The sequence below is a fragment of the Microbulbifer maximicatervae (SeqCode) genome, from assembly GCF_052467825.1.
On record NZ_CP174327.1, the window covers coordinates 5,053,182 to 5,076,221 of the forward strand.

General features: G+C 44.6%; 13 protein-coding genes. 1 reads left to right on the forward strand and 12 read right to left on the reverse strand.

Features of this window, described 5'->3' with window-relative positions:
- Positions 1–647: 647 nt before the first annotated feature.
- Together ACJJII_RS22160 and ACJJII_RS22165 are read right to left on the reverse strand one after the other, a co-directional pair.
- A complete protein-coding gene (locus ACJJII_RS22160; protein ID WP_444917767.1) occupies positions 648–4,640 on the reverse strand; it encodes a DUF6531 domain-containing protein in 3,993 nt (1,330 codons plus the stop codon).
- An 857-nt stretch (positions 4,641–5,497) separates the two neighbouring features.
- A complete protein-coding gene (locus ACJJII_RS22165; protein ID WP_444917768.1) occupies positions 5,498–7,579 on the reverse strand; it encodes a neutral/alkaline ceramidase in 2,082 nt (693 codons plus the stop codon).
- Between the two features lie 757 nt (positions 7,580–8,336).
- On the opposite strand from ACJJII_RS22165, the gene ACJJII_RS22170 reads away from it, so the two are divergent.
- Positions 8,337–11,360 (forward strand): cellulose binding domain-containing protein, encoded by a 3,024-nt coding sequence (locus ACJJII_RS22170; protein ID WP_444917769.1) that lies wholly within the window; start codon positions 8,337–8,339, stop codon positions 11,358–11,360.
- Between the two features lie 105 nt (positions 11,361–11,465).
- Here ACJJII_RS22170 and ACJJII_RS22175 read toward each other — a convergent pair whose 3' ends face one another.
- From ACJJII_RS22175 to cysM, 10 genes are all read right to left on the reverse strand, one after another.
- A complete protein-coding gene (locus tag ACJJII_RS22175; protein WP_444911197.1) occupies positions 11,466–12,596 on the reverse strand; it encodes a tRNA-queuosine alpha-mannosyltransferase domain-containing protein in 1,131 nt (376 codons plus the stop codon).
- A gap of 66 nt (positions 12,597–12,662) precedes the next feature.
- Positions 12,663–13,544, reverse strand: coding sequence for an NAD(P)-dependent oxidoreductase (locus ACJJII_RS22180; RefSeq protein WP_444917770.1), 882 nt, complete (start codon positions 13,542–13,544; stop codon positions 12,663–12,665).
- Between the two features lie 5 nt (positions 13,545–13,549).
- Positions 13,550–14,347, reverse strand: a complete 798-nt coding sequence (locus ACJJII_RS22185) for an undecaprenyl-diphosphate phosphatase (protein ID WP_282931976.1) — start codon at positions 14,345–14,347, stop codon at positions 13,550–13,552.
- 6 nt (positions 14,348–14,353) lie between these two features.
- Entirely contained in the window at positions 14,354–15,052 is a 699-nt protein-coding gene (gene tsaB / locus ACJJII_RS22190; protein WP_444897996.1) for a tRNA (adenosine(37)-N6)-threonylcarbamoyltransferase complex dimerization subunit type 1 TsaB, read from the reverse strand.
- A gap of 160 nt (positions 15,053–15,212) precedes the next feature.
- A complete protein-coding gene (locus ACJJII_RS22195; protein WP_444897997.1) occupies positions 15,213–16,010 on the reverse strand; it encodes a hypothetical protein in 798 nt (265 codons plus the stop codon).
- A gap of 266 nt (positions 16,011–16,276) precedes the next feature.
- Entirely contained in the window at positions 16,277–17,275 is a 999-nt protein-coding gene (gene hemH, locus ACJJII_RS22200) for a ferrochelatase (RefSeq protein ID WP_444917771.1), read from the reverse strand.
- Positions 17,276–17,444: 169 nt separating this feature from the next.
- On the reverse strand, positions 17,445–18,098 hold the full coding sequence (gene adk, locus ACJJII_RS22205) for an adenylate kinase (protein ID WP_282931972.1): 654 nt from the start codon (positions 18,096–18,098) through the stop codon (positions 17,445–17,447).
- Positions 18,099–18,274: 176 nt separating this feature from the next.
- Positions 18,275–19,102 (reverse strand): nucleoside triphosphate pyrophosphohydrolase, encoded by an 828-nt coding sequence (mazG, locus tag ACJJII_RS22210; RefSeq protein WP_444897999.1) that lies wholly within the window; start codon positions 19,100–19,102, stop codon positions 18,275–18,277.
- Positions 19,103–19,121: 19 nt separating this feature from the next.
- Positions 19,122–21,368, reverse strand: coding sequence for a GTP diphosphokinase (relA, locus tag ACJJII_RS22215; RefSeq protein ID WP_444898000.1), 2,247 nt, complete (start codon positions 21,366–21,368; stop codon positions 19,122–19,124).
- Positions 21,369–22,007: 639 nt separating this feature from the next.
- The gene (cysM, locus tag ACJJII_RS22220; protein ID WP_444898001.1) at positions 22,008–22,904 is read right to left on the reverse strand and encodes a cysteine synthase CysM; all 897 of its coding nucleotides are present in this window, start codon (positions 22,902–22,904) and stop codon (positions 22,008–22,010) included.
- Between the last annotated feature and the right edge of the window lie 136 nt (positions 22,905–23,040).

The following is a 23,040-nucleotide window of genomic DNA, read 5'->3' on the forward strand; positions in this document are numbered from 1 at the left end:
CTATTCATCTCAGATAATATGAATTGATTCAAGGCAAGAAACAAAAGAAACTCACATTTATCGCCTAAAGCCTTCGCTCTATCGTATAACGACCTAAAAGCCCGCAAGAAGTGCACCGCCGTACCACTTACTTATTCGCTCATATGAGCATCAAAATATTGATGATCTCATAGAAATTTAAATAATTTATCGACTCAAATAACCTCAGGCTTAGCAAGCTCTCTAACATATTCTTACAGTCGGTTGGGTGCTGAACCCCATAGCTGGGACTTTCGAGGGTTATTAAATATAGATAGGCTTCAGGCTACGCATGGTAATCTGCTACTTCCAGGGCGGATAAGCAATGACTACCGACAACCTTGGCAGGATAGCCAAGACTTCAGAAAGTGAGTTTTCATTATTTATGGAAAATAACACACTAAAGCTATTGCCCTTTATGTTGCCGAAAGCCCTATCTAGCAATTTAACCCGCATAGACTTATATAAGCTAAAAAGGACAGCAACTTGTCTTCATGTAAAGAAGCACTGAATATGATTTATCTCAAAATGCAATACTGCTGTAAAAACTTACGCAAATTAACGTATTCAAGCTATCGAGTTAACCCCCTATATCACAGACAACTTATAAGCCTTTACGAAATAATACTTCATTTACTTTGATCGTCATTCTTAAGCTGTTGAATAAGCGTATCACCAGACCAAAAGAATCTGACACAACCATCATAATTTTCCTTTCTTACACATCGCCCCAAGGGGTCGTATTGATACCGAATCACATCCTGAAATTTCTCTACACCTTTTTCTACTTTTAGATTTTCTATTTTAATCAACTTTTGCTGACAATTATAATGGTATCGAATCCTCTGTGCCCCCTCCCCTCCAACTTCTTCAACACGACCTGTAGAAGAGGTATAACCACGGGATATATTGCCATTATCAACGATTCTATTCTCAATAACTTCTTTGCCAGGAATCTGACTATCAAGCTTACTCGTCGAGTTAAGCTTACCTAGGAGACTATCAGCGGGGTCATAAATTAAGAAGGCAAGAAACTGATCTGAATCACTATTACAAAAGTTATGAACATTAAAGATATTTTTATTAACCTTGCCGGAATGATTAACTCTGGCAAGTGAACAGCTACTATTCGGCAATAAATTCAAAATATTTGTAACTGTATCAATTGGCCTTTCAAACTTACTAACAATAAAGCCTTGCACATAAACCTGAGGATCATAATTGTCCAGAGGTTTCAACCCTTCGGTTGTTTTTATCAACAAAGAATTGAAATTTCCATTTACTGAGGAGAAGGGTGAATTCTCAGATTCCACAAAATGATCAAAGATAAATTTAACATCTTCTTTTCTGGATAGTGAAGTTGCCGTAAGATTACCTAAAATATCATACTTATAACTGAGCTTACTATCATCTTGCCATTCCGCTACAATACGACCACTAGCATCATATTCCCACTTCAGACTACAGTAATTATTTTTAGCTTCGATCAGTTGCCCTAGGCAATTATATCTAAAGCTATTAGCGCCCTCTAGCGTAGTTTCTTTTATTAATTGGCCCAGCAAATCACGTTCAAAGTAGATATCGGTACCAATGCCTGATTGAGAAGCAATTACTTTCGTAGAATTTACTAAGTGGCCAGCAACATTATATGCATAGTGGGTAACACGACCATAGAAATCCTCCTCTTCTATTAATCGGTTATTGAGATCATATTTCAGCCGATAACACTCACCCTTTTCATTTATAAGGCAAATTAAATTGCCCTCTCCATCATAATGATATTCTAATTGACTGCCACTGGAACTAGTCTTGCTCTTTATTTGATGGAGTGCGTTATAAGAATAACGCGTATAACTCCCATCCTTATCTAATATTTCTGAAACTAATCCATGCTGGTTAAATCTGCACTGAATATCTGTATCTTTTTGAGCAACCTTAACATTGATCCGACCCTGATCCTCATTCTTGCAAGAAGCCTCTTTCGTCTCAGCAGGCGTTAACAATTCCGTGCGAATATCAACATCATATCTACAATCAATAGATCGTCCGAAGGGGCAACTTATTCTTAATAGATTATTGCTGCTTCCCCACAGATAACTCGTAACATTACCTAATGAGTCACTAATAGAATTAATCATGCCAGCAGAGGTATAGTCATATTTCACTTGATTGCCGAGCGGGTCTTCAGCTAGCACCAGCTGTCTTTTTTTGTTGTAACTATACTGCCAACTGCTATCTGATGGATCAGTATACTTTGTGGCGAGACCTTCATTGTTATATTCAATTTGATAATTATTACCGGCCACATCTATCTTCTCGGTCAAGCGACCCTGATTGTCATATCGGAATAACTCCTCACGTATAGTCCCATCAGTACTGGGTAGCCGTACTTTTGTAACGTGACCTAGATCGCTGTATTCATACCACGTTTCTCCACCTTCAGCATCTTGATGGAACGTGAGTAATCCGCGATTATTGAAGTGAAAACGTTGCCGCCCCCCTCTCGTGTCACACATCGTTGCTCCGTGACCACTTTCCTCCCAGATAAATTGATAACTGTAAGCAGCTTTTTCGTCAATAGGGTCCCCCCACTGCCGTATACAATGCGCTGAACTACCCTCAGCATCCCACTGAAAATAGAAACTATAACCAGTTTTTAAAGTTCTTTGTTTAATAAGGCCTTTGTGATAAACATACTTTTCATTATTGCCAACACTGTCTACAGCTTCAGTCAGATTATTTTCACTATCAAAGACATATTGAGCTACTACTTCAGAACTTCCCGAATTATTTTCTTTTGTCAAAGTATTTATAAGGTGACTTTCAGGAGATTCATCAAGCGAGCTAATGTATAAAATTTCACCGGAACTACTCTCGACCGATCTTAAATACTCCCCTGAGTAGTTGAATAAATAAAAGTTATCGTTATCATCCCGAATCTCAGCGAGCTTTAACGCACCAGTTTCACCAGTAGCTTTAAAATGTCTTTGTACTCCATTGGAAATTCCATATGTCGTAATGATCCAATGCTCATCGTTTACTCGCGTGAGAGTTAATCTCTCATAAATATTATGACTGCGCGAGCTATTTCCGGGAGCTGGCAAGCTAATTATTCTACCTTCAGAATCAAAGAAGAGTATGGGTTTGCCTGGACGCCAAACCAAGCGCTCGCTAAATGTATGAGTCCAACCACAACCCAATCCGAAATTTCTTGAATTACTACTGCGATAGGTACGAGTTACCGATAAGGGTAGTGCCCCCTCCAATACCAAATCTTCTAAAGTAAACTGAACCTCTCCAGTTTTTAGATTTACAGACCTAGTTACTTCACCAGTAACATTATCGCTCTGACATATATCGGAGTTATAATTTTCACCTACTTCGCTAATGTGGTTATCAGTATCATATGAATAATCCCTGACACAATTTATCTTATAAAATTCAGACTTTACATCATGGGGCACTGTGAAAGCTTGTTCACTACCCCTTTTATTTTCTCGCAGCTCGTTACCCACTTTGACTTGCACTAAATTTCGACTATTTTTTCGGGGTGCAGCTATTTTGGGGGTTTTCTTTCCGGATACAGCAGTGCTTTTGCCTACTGTCGAATATCCTGAATTTTTAGCAAGTATTTTCCTTTGCTTTTTTGTCCTAGCAAAATCAAACATTAAATCGCCAATATTACGGAAAGCATTCACTAAGCGCTTATTCTTAGTTAAGGATGTTATAGCTACATCTCCCTCAGTCAATGCCGCAAGTGCTATAGTCAAAATGATCTCAAAAGTACCACTTGCAGTTAAGTTTGTGTGCTGCAAGCTATGTTGTGTTTTGATGTAGTCCTGGGCAAAATGAAAAACTGCTCCCCGAAGAGTTGGGTCACTATAAATAACCTCGGCTATGTTGAAACTCAAGCGGAGCTGCTTTTTTGAAACAGAACTGGGATTAAAGCCTAGTACATCAATCACACCTCGATACAGGGAGGTTACACATTCATCAGCTTCTTCTTCTGGAGTTTCTTCATATAAGACATAATTGATTGCTGCAGAGCTAAACTCAAATGATTGACGTGCTGGACTTACTATCTTCTCAACATCAACAGCACTCTTTGACCAAATCGATAAGCGCCACACAGAGCTGTCAGTTTCTTTTACTTTCTTTTTTGCAGTTGTTACACGCTTCACCCAACTCCAATCAGTTTGCTGGCTAATAAAAGCCTTATCTGCAACTTCCTGCGTAATAATTTTCTGCAAGCCCATACGAATCTTAGCAACCAACTCTGTTTGTAGATCCCCCAATGCCGAATATGGCAATGGGGCCTCTTCAATAATCAGTTGATTCTGAGCCAATGCCCGATAAATGGCTTTATCCCGCTCATTAAGATAGCCAGGCACATTACTTAATCGCGATTGAGATGGGGGACGCTCTTGCTCAGGGTCTATATCTGGCGCAAAGGTTGTGTATAAGCCAAGGTACTGGTCATATACTAACTGAAGAGTGTTAGTATCGAACATCCTCAATAATTCAGCAGCATCAATCTTTCTAGAGGGACCCGTCTGGCATATCCATCCAGGCCGCACCGTATAACGAGAGCCCTGAGAGTTTTCGATATAGAGCTGTATCAAAAGTTAAATCCTATCAACCGCTGACCGACTATTCTGCGGTCATCAAAAAACGAATCCATTCAAAGCACCTAAACTAGGTGCTCAACTTCGACATAATCATTTCTACTGGGACGATTTTTCTTTCAAAGGACAAAGAAATATATTTCAGCCTTCTTACATCGGTTTTAAAAAATCGGCTGAACCAAGAACAGTTTCTACGTCCAAAATTTTGACAATGAGTGTGAAGTTTAGTAGTGCGGGTTTCAAAGCCGGGAACAATAAGCTCTCGATTCACATTCAAGTCTTCACTATCACAAGCAAAATATTAAAAGTCAAAATAGCAACATCAAAAGCTATACCAATAGGAAAACCATAATTCATCCACATCTAAAGACTTTTCAAATGATCTAAACGAAATAGTTATAATTCCTATCTAATAGCTACTAAGCCAATCCTCCAAGATACCTAACATACCACCGTCTTTCGGAGTAACTAGAAATTAGGTGAAAGCTAACTTAATTTGTATTGTTGCGATAGGAAAAAACGATTACAGGAGAGTACACTGCATATAGTGCAATTAAATTTGACTAGGGTCAAAGAAAGAAAATCACAGTCAAGCGATATATGGCAGCATATTCTGACAAAAAAGTACCATTTAGCGACATTAAATATAGTTTAAAGTTATGGATGGTAAACTAATCTCAAAGAGAGCACTTGAGTCCCATTAAATTGTCAGCGTAAATTATAGTATTCGCTCAAATAATATAATACAAAATTGATAACGATTCAGCAGTCGAATATTTATATATAAAGGTACGTCTGTTATGGGTATAGACATAATAGATCGGCTGGATTATCCAACCGATCCGTAATGAGCACTAATTGCTAACAGTAAAACTACTCGACTTACCTGAATAGCCGGAAATCTTCCCAGTCCAACCACTCTTCCAGTTACCAAAGTGCTTTATTCGGTAAGTGCCTGATGGTGTATCCTCTCCGATGATCCACTGCCCTTCAGAAAATGAACAGGCCATACAATCAATAGCCGTATCTCGTGTCCAAATAAAGCGTGTATCCAAATCATCATCGGTAAGATAAGTTTCCCAACTACCGTTAACTTTACGCTGTACTTCAATGAACGTACTCTCAGTCTTCAGGTCATTACGGGGATGGCCAGAACGGAAAGTGACAGATACAGTATCGCCAGCACTGTAGCTGGTACCTACATCATCCCAGACTTGACCAAAAGACTCCCACAGGCGTTTGTCATCATAAACAACCCCAATTACATTAATGATTTGGTCATCAGACAGATCTTTCGGAGTAGGCCCTGCAGCAATATCTACGCCATTGACCATAGCATGTGTCATTTCGGTATAAATCTGTCTATAGGCTGCAAGGGTATTGGGGCCGTATATAGTATGTGCTCCCTCATAGTGCTGCCTATCAAACTCTTCAGGGGTAGTTATGTAACCGGAATAGGCATTTGCCAAACCGGCAATCACCACAGTGTTTACACCGCTTCCTTCAAAAGCTGACAAGACTTCTGCTTCAAGACGTCGGCCTGCCATAGTCGTCATTTCACCCGGCGCGGCGACCAAAGCAAGTGAGCCTATGCGAAACATTTGGAAAGGTAGGTAAGGGGTATAAAGTGCTTGGCCTATTACCTCACGCTCTACAAATGTAGGTTTGGGGTACTGGCAGGGGTCATCCTGAGTATCCTCATATACAGCGGCTGCAGAGAATGCACTCATCAGGCCAAAAAGTGGATAACCATTAATCGCTGATTCGAATAGTCCCACATCTCTATCCCAATCCACCCCCTCATTTTCAACAGACATTCCCTCAAAAATACCATCAATATTGCTGGGACCGTCCCAACTTGATCCTGCAGTAAATGACCAGCCAACAGCACCTTCACAAATATCTATTTGCCCCTCACCGGTAAATTCATCTGCTACAGTATAGCCAGGGAAATAGATATGTTGATGTCGATAATCTAATCCACCTTCAAGTTTCACAGTAGCTGATTGGTAAAGAGACTGAGCTTTTGCAACTTGCTTTTCAGCAGATAAAAGTAAACTTTCATACTCAGAATTTCCGCATCCATCCCTAGGGCCACAAATATTCGGAGACGCATCACCTAAATTACTATTGGCAAATGCCGCAGTAAATTGACTTGCAGCACCCTGCTCGGCAGCCCAAGACTCCAGCAATTGACTCGCCGCCCCCTTATTATCCCCGCTAAGTTGCCGCTGCCCTGTCCCTAAAGAGACATTGTGTACTGCAAACCAATTAATAACCCCCAGTGCTTTGTTGTTGGCATCAACCAACTTGAGTTGGGTCATGGTTTTATTGGTATCGTATTGATGGTCGCTTGCATCAGTATTTTCTGAATAAGGGTATGGGTTTCGATTGATACTGGTATCGAGTAGTATCCCCTGCTCAATAAAGATATCACCTGGAGTTAGTCCACTATCTGCTTCAACGATTGACTGAAAAATACCATCAACAATCGCGTCATAGTTATCTTCCGCATACCCGAGAGCACTCATATTCAACATGACATAATGATCATACCCGCCAGGACCTACATGGGTATGTGTAGCAGTCAGCATCACATTCTTTTCGGTGTACTTACTATTACCATAGAGATTTTTTAATTTATCAACGACACCCTGCTTCACGCCCTGCGGAATACCTTGCAGATCTGCTGATACGAATACCAAACGCTCATTTTCAGAGCTATCAGAAATTATGAATGCGCGGGACCATAAACGGGTATGAATTCCCTTGGTTGTCTGCCCCGTTTCTCCATATCCTACCATTCCAACATCTGCTGCCGGGCCAGTTATATCATACTTACCAACACCAACACGCCAGTCAGATGCTTTAACAGTGGAAGAAGCTCCAATAAATACTATTAAAGCAATGACGTAACCATTAATTATTTTTTTCATTTTTTCTCCAGAATCTATACACGCAGGAGTACATTCGCCAGTTCACAGAAGTGAAGGCGTATCCTTTTCGTTGAAAATTGATACCTGAATAAGCCACTTCCGATCGACTCGGACGCGGCTCTCTAGATAGTTAGCCAATGTAATCTTGGCTTTTATTATCTCATCCTGAAAAGCGGCTTTATTATTCTAAAAAAACACATAGTAGCCATAACCTCCTTGCTGTCAGCACACTGGAACTGAGAGTACAGCTCTAGTACGCATGTTCAGAATACCCTAACTGGCTGTATTTGGTAGCACCCGCAGAGTAATTGCCCGCCATAAATCCGTTAATTTAGATTCGAAAGTAAAATAATTTTAAATATGCGAAGATTTTCTGAACTGCGGCAAACCTAAATATTTACAATTTAAGCAAGCACAATCTAAAAATGACTGTAAAGAAAGGATAGATTAGGGGATTTGAATTGCGTTTAGAGAGGAAATGTAAAAAACTTTCGTTATTCAAAATTAGCACTCAACCAGTTTCCAATTATATTCTATAGATTGACCTCTTGTTCACAAAAACAATTAAATTAACAATTAATTAGGCAAACATCTGTACTTAACATTCAAAGTTGTCTTGACAGGAAATAAGGTGGAAGTTGGATAACATTGATAATCGGCCCTTTTAGCATTTGACGCCCCTGACTATAAATATGTGAACTTTATGTAGCTATCAATATCTGATTACTCTGCAGTAATCCATATAGATACATAAATAATGCACGCTAAACTTCTCCCCCTCTCAGTTTTTTCCATATTGACCTTCTTATCCCTACCATCCCTGGCCGGTCAAAAGTGCGATGTACAAATGACGATACAGAGCGAATGGGAAGACGGATATATGGCTTCAGTGGTTGTACGTAATACAGGTACCGAGCCAATAAGTGACTGGGAACTTTCATGGCAATGGCCCTCAGACCAAGAAGTCACACATATATGGAATGCTACTTCAGCCCAGGATGAAAACCTGATCTCTGTAGTTGGAAAACAAGGCTATGTAAGAGTACCCGTTGGCCAAGCCCAATCTTTTGGTTTTAATATTCGCTACTCGGGTGGTGAAAAGACGCCTACTCATATTAACGCTAGTTGCAACAACACCATCAATAAACCAGATCCGACCCCACCTTCACAAGACCTGCTAGACCCCCTTTCACAATACAATTTAATTTTAGGCACTCAAACGATAAACCCTAGGTATACATTTACAGATAAGGGATCACTTGTTGAAAGTGCTGAAGCCATTTACTCAATGGGCTCTAACTTACTCAAGATTGCCCTTTCTCCGAGCCTATATAGCGAGCTAAGTAACTCTGGACTCGACTATCAATTCAAGCGAATACTGAAAGAAATACCAGAATTTCAGCAAGTCTTGGAAATGGATTTCTCCATCTACATGTTTTGGGTTGAGGACTCAGGTTCCTGGATGGATAACAAAGGAATGAGTGAAGAAGAGCTAAACTGGCAATATGACAAAATTTATTCGTTGGCTGAATATTTACTAACTGAATATAACGGCTCCGGTAAGACATTCATGATCGGGCATTGGGAAGGCGATTGGAACCTGGTTCAAAAAACTGATGGTACTAGAGATGACAGTCAGGAAACTATCCCTCCTAAGCGTTTACAGGGTCTAATTGACTGGATCAATATTCGACAAAAAGCCATTGACGATGCCAAAGCAAATATCACCCACTCTGACGTTAACTTATATCACTATATTGAGGTCAATAGGGTTGAATCTGCAATACAGGGCAAAGAACGGATAACCAATGCCGTACTTCCCCATACTAATGTAGATTTAGTGTCTTATTCAGCTTACGATCTCACTACCAAAGAAAAGCATTCAGATTTTGCCACTCTACATAGTGAGTTGACTTCAGCTCTAGAATTTATCAACTCAAATCTTCCCAAAAAATCTGGGCTGCCATTTGAAAAGCGGGTTTTCATTGGCGAATATGGTTACGGAGAGTCCTGGTTTAAGGATTGGGGAGCCCGCTCTGGCGAAGCCCAGGATTTGCTATCACGCAATGTAATAAAAACGGCGCTCCAGTGGGGTGCTCCATTTATTTTGTACTGGCAAATGTATGACAATGAATATGATAGCTGGATCAGTGAATTCACTGGCTACTGGCTGATTGACAAGGATGGTAATAAAAAGGAGATTTATAAGACTCACCAAGAGTACTATAAGGATGCGAGAGCATTCTTAGATAACTATTATATGGAAAACTCCTCCCTTCCGTCAGAAAGTGAATTTCGAGCCTATGCCTTAAAATGGTTTGAATCATCGAAAACCCCACCACCACAGCCCAAACCTGACACTCCCCCTACTGTACCGGAAGAACCCGGTGAACCTTCAGGCCAGTGTAATGTGGAATATACAGTTCAAAACGATTGGGGGAATGGTTTTATGGCAAATGTGGTTATTTATAATAAAGGAAAGACTTCTCTTGATAAATGGCAGCTACAGTGGAACTGGCAAGGTAACCAATCAATCACACACTTCTGGAATGCACAAATCGCAGAAAGTAACGGGACAATAACTGTTACTAGTGAATCATCTATTCCGCCAGGAGAGGCCCAGGCTTTTGGGTTTAATGCAGATTACTCTGGAGAAAACATCCCACCAATTATAATTGGCAACTGCACGGGTACACTCACAACTGAACCTTCACAACCTAGTCAGCCCCCCAATCAGCCCAATGAACATTCAGATAATAGCAGTATTAAGCTATGGTTTATTGGTGATTCGATTACTTACGGCATGACAACACTCCCTTATAATTCAAACGGATTTCGTAGCCAGATCTGGGACTATCTTGCCAAAGCGGCCGATGGCAACTCAATCTTTCCTATAGATCAAGAATCTACCAGTGAGCAGCTAATTCTAAAATACAATGGAAAACAACTAGAAACGATTGGCACTATCACTGGACCAACAGGCCCTGATGATATGTCTCAACAGACCAAGAATTACTGGCACTCTGGGATACCTGGAGCTACAACCAGCGATTTACTTTGCTATCTTGATCCGATAGGCCATCAAATCACCCCAGGCTACAATTTCACCAACTGCCTCAATTCCATCAAGAACTTCAATCAATTTCTCAGCGAAATGTGCATGGAGGGCGAAACTAGTTCTGGCTGGCTCACTAATCAAGCCTGCAATTTAACGCGGGATATAACCTCTGAGGATAGCGTTGTCATACCTATACAGCTCGGGACTAACGACATCACCTTCCTTAGCATGAATAATGCGATTGATTGTAGCCTTCCTATAGAAGAAAATAGTGAATCCGCCCAGAAGCTAAATATGGTCGTTAGTAAGATAATATCATCACCCAATAATATTCAAGGCATATCAATAACAGATAGAATACAAAATTACTTTGAGAGCATAGATATTCCAACAGAGAAAATTGCATTCGTAATTTCAACTATCCCTCGCCGAAGTGATTTAGACGGACAAGATCCGAAAAATTACTGTACGGACTTTTATAATCAAAAAATCAGGAAGTCACTATCAGAGGCCTCCAATACCAAAAATATTTTCTTAGCAGACCAAGAAAATATTGTCCCAACTGGAGACCCGGTACACCCTACAACTGAGGGCCACAAGATTATGGCTTGCAACTTACTTTATGGTAAAAATCTTGGCCATTCAGATATTCCTTCTTGTATTCTTCCCAGTAACATCCCAGATAAAGGGCTATTGAAAGCAATAGATCATGTATCCAATTAGCTAGGATTTCGCTTAACAGGCCCTGATTAAAAATTTTCAGGGCGCTGCTTTTACTCACCAATAACTTTGGGAGCCTTTATAAACCCGCCTTCTATAGTAGCCGGCCTAACTCTGAACCAGATTTAAGAACTGCTTCCTATATTCTGCCCAAATCACTTTCCCTGAGAAATTACTTAAATCAACTTTTTTTAATTTTGAACCCGATAGAATTGACAAAAACATTGATTCCAGCTTTTTTACTGCATCATTACAGTCTGAATAACAGAAGTTCTCGGAATAGAACTCTGGGTAGCACTGTTCATCTGGCACCAGTGGAGTCGCACCGAGAATAGCTGCTTCCATCACCGCCAGCCCCTGGAATTCATGGTAAGCCGTAGAAAGGAATATATGGCTATGTCGCAGTACTTGACGATAGTCTTTAGCGCTTTCGAGATACCCGAGTACCAATAAATGGTCGGCAAACTCTTCTTGTATTTGAGCAAACTCAGCAGGGCTATTACGAAATGACTGCCCCATTAGATTAACAAGAAACTTAACATTTCTGGCTTTCAAGCCCCGAAGGATATCCAGCAATCGGTCCGCGCCTTTGTCATATTCCCAACGGGCCGCCCAACTGATAATCAAAGTATCTTGACCTATCTCGCCCCCATAAATGCTCTCTGCGCAGGAGCTCCAGGAAAAGGCCTCTTCAGTTTTCGCACTATCAAAAACGATGTCTTCTATTGGCACAGGAAGAACTCGCGACTTTTCCTCAATCTCCTCACAAATTCCGGGAGGAACACAATCAGGAAAGCGCTTGAGTAATTTCTTTACTCCTCCTAACAAGGTACTGCGGTTGTATTCAGAGTTGAACAAGACCAGATCACCGGACAAGGCCGTGTAAATATTCAACAACTGGGGTTCTACCGATCGAAACGCATCAGAGCTCACTGGGTAAGCAAATTGATTCTCATGAAAATATACAACTGTAGGCACCCTAACGATTTCAGGAACTAAACCGCACAAGGCACTTAGATCGGTCATTGAGGTTGTAACAATAAGGTCCCAACGCTGCTTCAATATTTGCGCAGTTTCCCCACGGCCCCAGGAAAGGCTATTACCGCGAATTCGCCAGCTAAAGTATCGCGGTGGTAAGGTTAGTACGGTCCATTGCCAATCAGAAAATGCCGCTACCAGCCCTTTACGCCATCGCTTGTGACTGTCCGCATCATAAGCGGAGAGTAATAAAACTTTCATTAAATAGTAACAAGAAGAAGCGGCACCGGGATCAAACTTAACCCCGGTAGCTATTGATCGGAGGGGTTAATCGAAAGAGCGCACATTCATTAATCGTGCAAACAAGCTGGAAGTATCCCAACGAGCACCACCAATAGCTTGTACCTCACTATAAAACTGGTCTACCAGGGCAGTTACGGGCAGTAAAGCTCCGTTATGTTGTGCCTCTTGAAGGACTATAGCCAAATCCTTACGCATCCAGTCCACAGCAAAACCGTGGTCATACTCGCCAGCTAACATAGTTTTTGAGCGGTTTTCCATTTGCCAGCTCTGTGCCGCCCCCTTGGATATCACATTGACAACCTGCTCTCCATCGAGGCCAGCTGCCTTGGCAAAATGTAAACCTTCAGCAAGCCCCTGAACGACACCCGCGATACAAATTTGATTGACCATTTTACACAGCTGGCCGCTACCTACTGGCCCCATCAGGTTGCTCGCCCGCGCATAACAGTCGATAAGAGGTTGCACTTTATCAAAGTCTGCCTTATCTCCCCCAAACATAACCGTTAAAGCACCATTCTCAGCGCCGGCCTGGCCTCCAGAGACAGGGGCATCCAGAAAACCGATTCCCTTTTCGCCAGCTGCAACTGCCAATTCCCGAGCAACATCGGCAGAGGCTGTTGTATGATCTACAAACAAAGCCCCGTCACCCATACTCGTGAATGCCCCCTGCTCTCCTGTCACCACCTGGCGGAGATCGTTGTCATTGCCTACACAGGCAAAAACAACCTCCGCGCCCTTTGCGGCTTCAGCGGGCGTTGCAAAGCTCTCTCCATCATATTCTTGTAGCCATTGATCCGCACGGCTAACAGTGCGATTGTAAATTCGCACCATGTGGCCAGCATTAGAAAGATGCCCCGCCATGGGATATCCCATCACCCCCAAGCCAATAAATGCAACTGTTGCCATTTCCTCTACCCCCATACCATCCAAATAAGTATTACACCGAGAACCAAGCGATAAATCGCGAATGGAGCCATCCCAATGCGGCTAATAAATTGAAGGAAAAAATGAATACACAAATAAGCACTAATACAAGATAAAACGGTACCAAGCAGCAAGTCATTCCATGGAACACTTTCCAGCGCAAGTAATTCAATCGTTAACAAAATAGCGCTGAGGGCAATAACAGGAATAGACATCAGGAACGAAAAGCGCGCTGCAGCCTCTCTCTTCATGCCAAGCATCAAACCAGCAGTCATTGTGATACCAGAGCGGGAGGTGCCAGGGATTAGGGCCAACACCTGTGATAAGCCAATCAGAAGTGCTTTTTTCCAATTTAACTGGGCTAGAGATTCGACCCTGCGCCCCTTTGCATCAGCCCACCACAGTAAAATACCAAAGCCAATAGTCGTAGCAGCGATAACACCGGCTGAACGCAGGTGAGTTTCTATGAACCCTTTGAATACCAGGCCTATCAGTCCCACAGGTATAGTGGCGAGAACAATTAACCAGGCCAGCCGCCCCTCATCGGTAAATTGTTTATCCGTAAATCCTCCTAGACCATCCCTAATCAGCACCCAAATATCTTTGCGGAAATAGAAAACTACTGCCAGTAAAGAGCCAAAATGAACAGCAACATCGAAGGCCAGCCCCTGGTCCTGCCAACCCAATACCTCAGAAGGTAAGATCAAGTGCGCGGAACTGGAGATGGGCAGAAACTCTGTCAGCCCCTGTATCAGGGCCAAAATTACAATCTGAAATGTTTCCATGTGTTATTAAGATCGGATTTTTTGTCTTTTCTTCCAAGTCACTTCATTGCGCAAATAAACAGGCTCAAGCTCTTCAGCGGTCACTGTATGACCCTGCTCCCATAGTGGTACTGCCAGCTGCGCTATATCCCGAGCGTGAATGAGACTGGCTTGATCAACGGCAGCCAATAACGCCCCTTCAAAAGCCTCATAATGTAATCCCGGGCCCGCCCCATAGATCGGAGTACAAATCTCCGATTTCTCTAAAGACAGCAGAACCTCCTCCGGGTTCTGTACCGCCTCCGGGATCAAGCTATCGCAGGGAGAGTCACTGGAGTAAACCCCCCAATATACTTGTTGCATACGAGCATCCAGCATTGCCACGACCGGTGACTGTCCCCAGTCCGGGTGCGATCGCCGAGCTCCAAGTGCTAGGGCTGCGAGGCTGGAAACCGGAACCACTGGTAGATCTGCAGCATAAGCCAACCCCTGCACACTACTAATTGCTATACGGAGACCAGTAAATGACCCCGGCCCGCGGCTGACAGCAAGAGCATCCAGGCCTGCCAGCTTTATGCCGGCTTCTGCGAGAACGTCATCCACCATTGGCAAAAGGCGACGGGTGTGATCGCGCTCTGCCTGTACAAAACGCTCAATCAGCTGGCCATCAGATATGAGAGCAACAGAACAGGCGCCCGACGTTGTATCCAGGGCAAGTATTTTCACAGCGTTCTTAATCCTGGTCATAAAAAAGGGAGGGAATTGTGGCACGGGAGCGGAGGGGAGTCATGCCCAATATCGCAACCCGCAACTAAAAAACCCCGGACTAACCGGGGTTTATGAGGAGCCTGCCAAAGTTCACATCGTTGAGCCCATATATATGACCCTAGGCGGCCTTTTTCGGTGGCCGACCTCGACGGGCAGCACCAGCCTTCGGTGGACGGCCGCGACGGGCTGGAGCCTTCTTAGCAGCTGCTGTCGCAGTCGCTTTCTTGGGTCGTCCGACTCTTTTTGCTGGCTTAGCCGCTGAAGTTGCCTTCTTTGGACGGCCGGCTTTTTTCGCCGTCGCTGTAGCGGCCTTCTTGGGGCGTCCGGGCTTTTTCGCTGCTGTGGCCTTGGCTGCAGGTTTCTTCTTGGCCTTTTGAGTTTCGGCTTTTAATTTGGCTTTAGCCTTCTTCTCTAACTCTTTAACTTTAGCGGCAGCTTTCTTTGCAGCTGCTTTAACCTTAGCTTCAGCCTTCTTCTCAGCAGCCTTCAATTTCTTGGCATGAGCCTTTTCTTTGGTTTTTACCCAGCGTGTTTCAAATGCCTTGAGTGCGGCAGCTAACTCTTTATCTGCTTTGCTGGAGAGGCTCTTAGAGAGACTTTCCACCTTTTCTTTTGCAGCAGCTTCAGCCATATGTACGGCATCCATAGCCTTAGCTTTGGCAAGATCCATCTTTGCCGCTGCCAGCTTGGCGCGTAAATCCTTTGCCTTACTATTGGCACTGGCCAGCGAAGTTTTCGCTGTTGCCGCATTACTTTTCTGCGCTCGAGCCTTAGCCTTAGCAACACGGTCCATTTGCGCATCCAGCGATTTGGTCGCTGAATCTACCGCCTTCTGCGCTTTCACGACCGCTGGCGACGCTGCGGTCGCACTAGTTGCTCGTTTCGCGCGTGTACCTTTTTTTACTACTCTTGCCATCCCTTGTCTCCTCACTGAAAGAAGAAGTACATCCAAAAGTGTGCCGGCAGCATTGCCTTTTAGCTATCGAATAAAAACTGGAATCGGCCGTTTTTATTACTTATGCAGAGCGCCGCACCGCCTATTTCGATACAACTTTATCAAAGTTAATAAAAATACCCGGCATTGCAAGTAAAAAAGCGAAAAATGAGAAACTTTTTATAAAAAAAGTATATTTTTCTTATCAATTTTCACTTTTGGGTCCCGTTTTAGCACTTTGGTAGAAATTATTTTGTCCCATTGAGCTTAGTTTGCACAATTCCCGCAAGCGCCTCTATATGATCCTCACGCAAATTTAATGCAGGAATATATCGGTAGTCACTGCCCCCAGCATCAATAAAATTAGCGCGATTCTCTACCGAAATTTCTTCCAATGTTTCCAGGCAATCCGCAGAAAAAGCCGGGCAAATTACATCGACACTACTAACTCCTGTTTTACCCCATTCAATAAGGGTCTTATCGGTGTATGGCTGCAACCACTCTGCCTTACCAAAGCGCGATTGAAATGTGACTTGCCACTTATCCTCACTGATTTCTAGTTCATCCGCTAATAACCGTGCGGTTTCCATGCAATGGCGATAATAGGGGTCCCCCTTATCAACATTGGCTTTTGGGATACCGTGAAATGAAAGTAACAATTTTTCCGCTGGCCCTGCTTTTTCCCAGTGTTCTTTTACTGAATTGGCCAGGGATTTTATGTAGAGGGGATTTTGGTAATAATCTCGAATCAGAGAAATATCCGGAATATCGCGACTATTGCGAAAAATTTGCGCCACCTGATCATAAATTGCTGCAGTTGTGGTAGCCGAATATTGGGGATATAGGGGAAGCACCATAAAAGACTCAAAACCTTTCTTGCGCAGAGTTTCTATGGTGTTGTCGAGGCGGGGCTCACCATAAGTCATGGCATATTCAACAGCGACATCGCAACCTTTTACTTTTAAACACTGCTGCAACAGCTCTGCTTGCTTCTGCGTATAGTAGAGAAGCGGCGATCCTTCCACTTTTGTTTCATCTGCACTGCTATTCCATATTTCCGCATAGGCAGGGGCAATACGTTGTGGACGAAAAGGCAGTACCAAGCAGTTCAATATGGTCAGCCAGATTGGCCGCGGTATCTCGACAACCCTCGGATCTGAAAGGAATTCCCGCAAAAAACTTCTTACTGCTGTAGGTGTAGGCTCAGCTGGAGTACCTAAATTCATCAAAATTATTGCCGTAGACATAAACCGCCCCGTTAGAAATCTTATCCTTTCAAGAAATCCTGCCAGTTATCGGGCAGGGAAGAGCGCATACTGCCAGGCCAATACCGCCGTGATCAACTCGCTCTATATCACTTCTGGAGATACAAAAAAGCCCCCAAGTGGGGGCTTTTAAAAAATGTTAGCGATGATCTCAGCTGAGAGCTTCCAACACTTTCTCGCGAATCTCATCCATACCGCCAACACCCATTACCTTGCTGTACTTGGGAGCCGCTTCAGGAGAGCGTGCTTCCAGCTCGCGATAGAAGCCTACCAGCGGTGCCGTCTGCTCGTGATAAACCGCCAAACGGTTGCGAACAGTTTCTTCAGTATCATCTGTACGCTGGATCAGTGCCTCGCCAGTCACATCATCGACACCCTCAGCCTTGGGCGGGTTGTATACGATGTGATAGACGCGACCAGAGTTTTCATGAACCCGGCGGCCCGAGAGACGCTTTACGATTTCTTCATCGTCAACAGCGATCTCCAGAACATGATCGATATGTACATCGGCTTCCAGAAGGGCTTCAGCCTGAGGAATGGTGCGAGGGAAACCATCGAACAGGAACCCTTTAGCGCAGTCTTCCTGGGCAATGCGCTCTTTAACTAACGCAATGATCAGGTCGTCAGAAACCAATTTTCCCGCGTCCATAACATCCTTGGCCTGTAGGCCAAGAGGGGTACCCGCCTTCACCGCAGCGCGAAGCATATCGCCGGTGGAGATCTGCGGAATGCCGAACTTCTCTGTTATGAATTGAGCCTGAGTGCCCTTGCCGGCTCCCGGCGCGCCCAAGAGAATAATTCGCATGTTCAGTAAGCCTCCAATACTATCGACGAACCAAAAGCCGCCGCGCTAAAAGAGCGCTACCTTACACTCACACCTCAGATTGGGCAAGATTGCTACCGATACCCCCACAATCCATACAAACCACAGAGTACTAAAAGGGGCTTAAAGCTCCGCTCTATGTAAGCCTGTTAAGATCCCTAGCTATCAGCACCGGGCTTCCGCTGAACTTTGGCCTTGTCCCAAAGTCTGTCCAGTTCCTCCAGCGTTGCCTCTGATACTTGCCGACCTTCACTGTGTAAACTGGACTCAACATAACCAAAACGCCGCTCAAATTTCCTGCTACACCCCCGCAAAGCTGCCTCAGGATCAACCTTCAGGTGGCGGGATGCATTCACACAAGAGAAAAGCAGATCCCCCAGCTCCTCCTTTGCATGCTCCGTATCCCCATTTGTCACGGCCTCCCGCAACTCTGCAACCTCTTCCTCAATCTTATCGAGGACACCATCAATATTGGGCCAGTCAAAACCGACACGGGAGGCGCGCTTCTGTAATTTGGCCGCACGCGTCAAAGCCGGAAGACCCACAGCTACTCCTGCCAGGGTTCCTGCATCCCCTTTGGCAGTGCGTTCGGCCTCTTTAATCGCCTCCCAATTCCTCTTTACTTCAGCTTCATCAAGAGCTTCGGCAGAGCGGTCGCCGTAGAGGGTTCCACTTGGAAAGACATGGGGATGCCTGCGCACTAGTTTGCGTACCAAAGTGTCAACAATCTGGGGGAAATCAAAGTGGTCTTTCTCACGCCCTAACTGGGCATAAAAAATGACTTGGAAGAGCAGATCTCCAAGCTCTTCGTGCAGGTGCTCAAAGTCTTCCTGCTCAATAGCCTCTGCTACCTCATAGGCCTCTTCAATCGTAGAGGGGACAATACTGGCAAAGTCCTGTTTCAGGTCCCAAGGGCAACCGCCCTCAGGGCTGCGAAGCTGAGCCATCAAGTGGAGGAGGTCCTCCACAGAGTAATTCTTTTCCACGGTATTCCTTACTCAACGTTCAGCGCAGAATTCGCCGCTTTGCCGCTGCCACATTGGGCAGTTGATTGATCCGATGTAAAACTTGGCTCAACTCTTCAAAGTTGTGGATCTCAGCAGTCACGATCATTTCTACCGTATGCTTGTTCTTATTAGAGCGGGTTTGCATAGCGGTAATATTAATTTTCTGACTGTCCAGCATCACCGTGACATCCCGCAACAGGCCCTGGCGATCGTAGGCTTCGATCATAATTTCAACGGCGTAAAGTTCGCGGGGTTTTTCCGCCCAACTTACCTGGAGTACCCTTTCAGACTCCTCAACCTGCATACGCAGCATATTTGCGCAGTCTTTACGATGTATAGAAACCCCGCGCCCAAGGGTGATATACCCCATAATTTCATCGCCTGGAACGGGGTTACAACAGCCGGCAATGTGGGTGAGCAAATTACCCACTCCGTCGATATAGACATCTGCCTTGCCTTCTCCCCGGGCAACTGGAGCCGTCAGCGATGGTACCCGAGGCACATTGTCGACCTTCACCATTCGCTGGGCTGCGTTGAGAACCTGACCCACGCCTATATCACCGGCACCCACTGCCGCATAGAGGTCCTCTAGGGAATGCATGTTGAGCTTGGCTGCCAACTTATCGAAATCGAAATCACTCAGCGCCAGCTGCTTAAATTCCCGGTCGAGAATACTGCGGCCATCGGCGATATTCTGATCCCGAGCCTGCTGCTTAAACCAGTGAATAATCTTGGCTCGGGCACGGGAGGTAGTGATATAGGCCATGCCCGAAGAGAGCCAATCGCGACTCGGCGCTTCGAGTTTTCCTGTGAGGATTTCAACCTGATTGGCTGTCTCCAACCGGTGGTTGAGCGGCACGATTCGGCCATCTACTTTAGCCCCGCGACAACGGTGACCAATTTCTGTATGGATCTTGTAGGCAAAATCTAATGGTGTTGCACCCCGAGGCAGGTCTACAACATGACCGCCGGGGGTAAATACATAAATACGTGAATCTGCCTCACTGGAGCGTAAATCATCTTGTAGTGGGTTACCTCCCACCTCTTCATGCCAGTCGAGCACCTGACGCAACCAGGATATTTTTTGCTCGTAGCTATCTTTACTCTCGCTCTTAAGATCAGTGCCCTTGTAACGCCAGTGAGCACAAACACCGTATTCCGCCTCTTCATGCATAGCAAAAGTTCGGATCTGAACCTCAAGCACCTTTCGCTCGGGGCCAATTACAGCCGTGTGCAGAGAGCGATAACCGTTTTCTTTGGGGGAGGCGATATAATCATCGAATTCATTCGGTATGTTGCGCCAGAGGTTGTGCACTATACCCAGAACCGCATAGCAATCCCTTACTGTTGGGACAAGAATACGCACTGCGCGAATATCATAAACCTGGGAGAAGCCGATATTTTTCCGGCGCATTTTCCGCCAGATACTATAGATATGCTTTGCTCGCCCGTAGACATCACCTTCAATATGGGCGCGCTCGAGTTCAGAGCGCAATAGCTCCAATACCTCATCAATATACTGCTGCCGAGCCAGTCTTTTCTCATCCAGCAAGCGAGCAATCTGCTTGTAATCTTCCGGCTCAAGATAGCGAAATGATAGGTCTTCCAATTCCCATTTGATATGACCAATTCCCAGGCGATGGGCAAGGGGTGCATAAACATCGGCCACTTCACGAGCAACTCTCTGGCGTTTAGCCGGCTCTGAGTTTTTTGCAGCACGAATGGCACAGGTGCGCTCAGCGAGTTTGATCAAAGCGACTCGCACGTCGTCGACCAATGCCACCAGCATACGCCGGATATTCTCTGAATGTTCCTCTACCGCACCACTCGGGCTCTCTTCTCCGGTATCTGCGCTGCGACTGCGAATCGCAGCCATACGCAAAACACCACGAATCAACTTGGCAACTCGCTCACCAAATTCTTTTTCCACAGCTTGCAGTGGCAGGCGTTTTTCACGTACGGCACGGTACAGCACCGCCGCGACAAGTGCTTCTGAGTCTATTTGTAAGTCGGCGAGAATCTCAGCCATCTCAAGGCCTGAGGCAAAACTGCTAGCGCCCTCAGCCCAGATATTTTCCGCCTCAATTGCGCGCTGTTCTGCTTCGGCACTCACCTCAGCTGCGCGCCGCAAAGTTACTATCGCAGAACCATCCAGGCCCGCGAGCTTCTGTACATGGCGCAACCAGGATTCAAGGTCGAGTTCACCTTCTCCACCAAAGGAATGATGCTTTCTTACTTGAACCATCTTTTAACAAGAGTCATTTGTGTTATTGGCATAATTTTGTCGTTACCTGGCTTAGCAGCACATTTACTCAGTGCTCATGCTGGATTAAGCGCTTCTCTATCATAGGTTTGAACTCACCAAAGTCCATGATTTTCTGTATACATTTCAATAAGCTGCGCGAAATTCAGCAGTTTTTCGTACCAATTTGAGTGGGAAGGTATAAGTCTTGTCCAGCTTGTTGACCTTTTAACCAACAGTAAACCTGCAAAACCAATGCCTATAGAAAACTAAAATTGTGATATTGGGGAATATCGAGAGAAGTGAACAGGTTGCATTTGTTACTTAAAAGTGAATTTCTCCACCTCTACATGAACACAAAACAAGGCTTTACCGAACTTTACAAACTATCAGTTTTTTTGTATTTACCGGCTTAGTTATTGCTTTTTTAACTGGCAATGCACATATAGCAGGAGGATTAGAGGCTCCCCCCAAAAAAAGGGGCAAGAGAGATGATTGTAGATTGATTGGCGAATCACTTTACAAAGCTGCGAATCTCACAAAGTTTTTGCTAGTAGATATCAGGCACAATGCTGGAGTTAAAGCACTTTATTTCCAGCATTGATCAATAAAATAAGATAAATTAGAGAATAAAAGTAAGAACTATTTTGGGGAGGCAAAAAGTCCTGAAGATAAATAACGATCTCCACGATCACAGACAATTGCAACAATCGTCGCATTTTCTAGCTGCGCAGACAGCCTTAAAGCACCGGCTACCGCCCCTCCAGAGGAAACGCCACAAAAAATACCCTCTTCCTTCGCTAGCCTGCGAGTCATATCCTCAGCTTCTCGCTGGTCCATATCCATGACCATATCCACTTGCTCAGGAACAAAAATCTTAGGTAAGTATGCCTCCGGCCAACGGCGAATCCCCGGAATACTGGAGCCTTCAGTTGGCTGCAATCCAACGATTTGAATATCGGGATTTTGCTCCTTCAAGTAACGCCCGCATCCCATAATGGTACCGGTTGTACCCATTGAGGAGACAAAGTGAGTCACCGTTCCAGAGGTCTGCTGCCAAATCTCCGGACCGGTTCCCTCATAGTGAGCCAGGGGATTATCGCTATTGGCAAACTGGTTCAGTACCAATCCTTTTTTATCCTCTTGCATTTGCAAAGCTAAGTCCCGCGCACCCTCCATACCTTCTTCAGCGCTAACCAATATCAACTCAGCGCCATAAGCTGTCATTGAAGCCTTGCGCTCCTCGGTAGCACTGTCGGGCATAATCAATATCATTTGATAGCCCTTAATCGCTGCAGCCATTGCCAGGGCAATTCCCGTATTACCGCTGGTCGCTTCAATCAGGGTATCTCCTGGAGAAATATATCCTGCAGCTTCCGCATGGTTGATCATTGAAAGTGCCGGGCGGTCTTTTACCGAACCCGCAGGGTTATTGCCTTCCAGCTTGAGCAAAACAGTATTACTGGTATCACCTGGCAGGCGCTGTAGTTTAATCAGCGGGGTATTGCCTACGCAGTCAGCAATTGTTGGATAATCCATAATGCAATAAATTCCAGAAAAATCTCGCGGGGTCCAAGTGTACAGCAAGCGGTACTATGCACTAAATACCGTCTACTTTGGTCTACTCCCTACCCAGGTTATTAAGGGAGATATACCTGAAGCGGTATTATTCAGA

Coding starts and splice junctions, on each gene's coding strand:
- ACJJII_RS22165 (WP_444917768.1), bottom strand. CDS start 7,579: ATGAAAAAAATAATTAATGGTTACGTCATTGCTTTAATAGTATTTATT.
- ACJJII_RS22170 (WP_444917769.1), top strand. CDS start 8,337: ATGCACGCTAAACTTCTCCCCCTCTCAGTTTTTTCCATATTGACCTTC.
- ACJJII_RS22175 (WP_444911197.1), bottom strand. CDS start 12,596: ATGAAAGTTTTATTACTCTCCGCTTATGATGCGGACAGTCACAAGCGA.
- ACJJII_RS22180 (WP_444917770.1), bottom strand. CDS start 13,544: ATGGCAACAGTTGCATTTATTGGCTTGGGGGTGATGGGATATCCCATG.
- ACJJII_RS22185 (WP_282931976.1), bottom strand. CDS start 14,347: ATGGAAACATTTCAGATTGTAATTTTGGCCCTGATACAGGGGCTGACA.
- ACJJII_RS22195 (WP_444897997.1), bottom strand. CDS start 16,010: ATGGCAAGAGTAGTAAAAAAAGGTACACGCGCGAAACGAGCAACTAGT.
- hemH (WP_444917771.1), bottom strand. CDS start 17,275: ATGTCTACGGCAATAATTTTGATGAATTTAGGTACTCCAGCTGAGCCT.
- adk (WP_282931972.1), bottom strand. CDS start 18,098: ATGCGAATTATTCTCTTGGGCGCGCCGGGAGCCGGCAAGGGCACTCAG.
- relA (WP_444898000.1), bottom strand. CDS start 21,368: ATGGTTCAAGTAAGAAAGCATCATTCCTTTGGTGGAGAAGGTGAACTC.
- cysM (WP_444898001.1), bottom strand. CDS start 22,904: ATGGATTATCCAACAATTGCTGACTGCGTAGGCAATACCCCGCTGATT.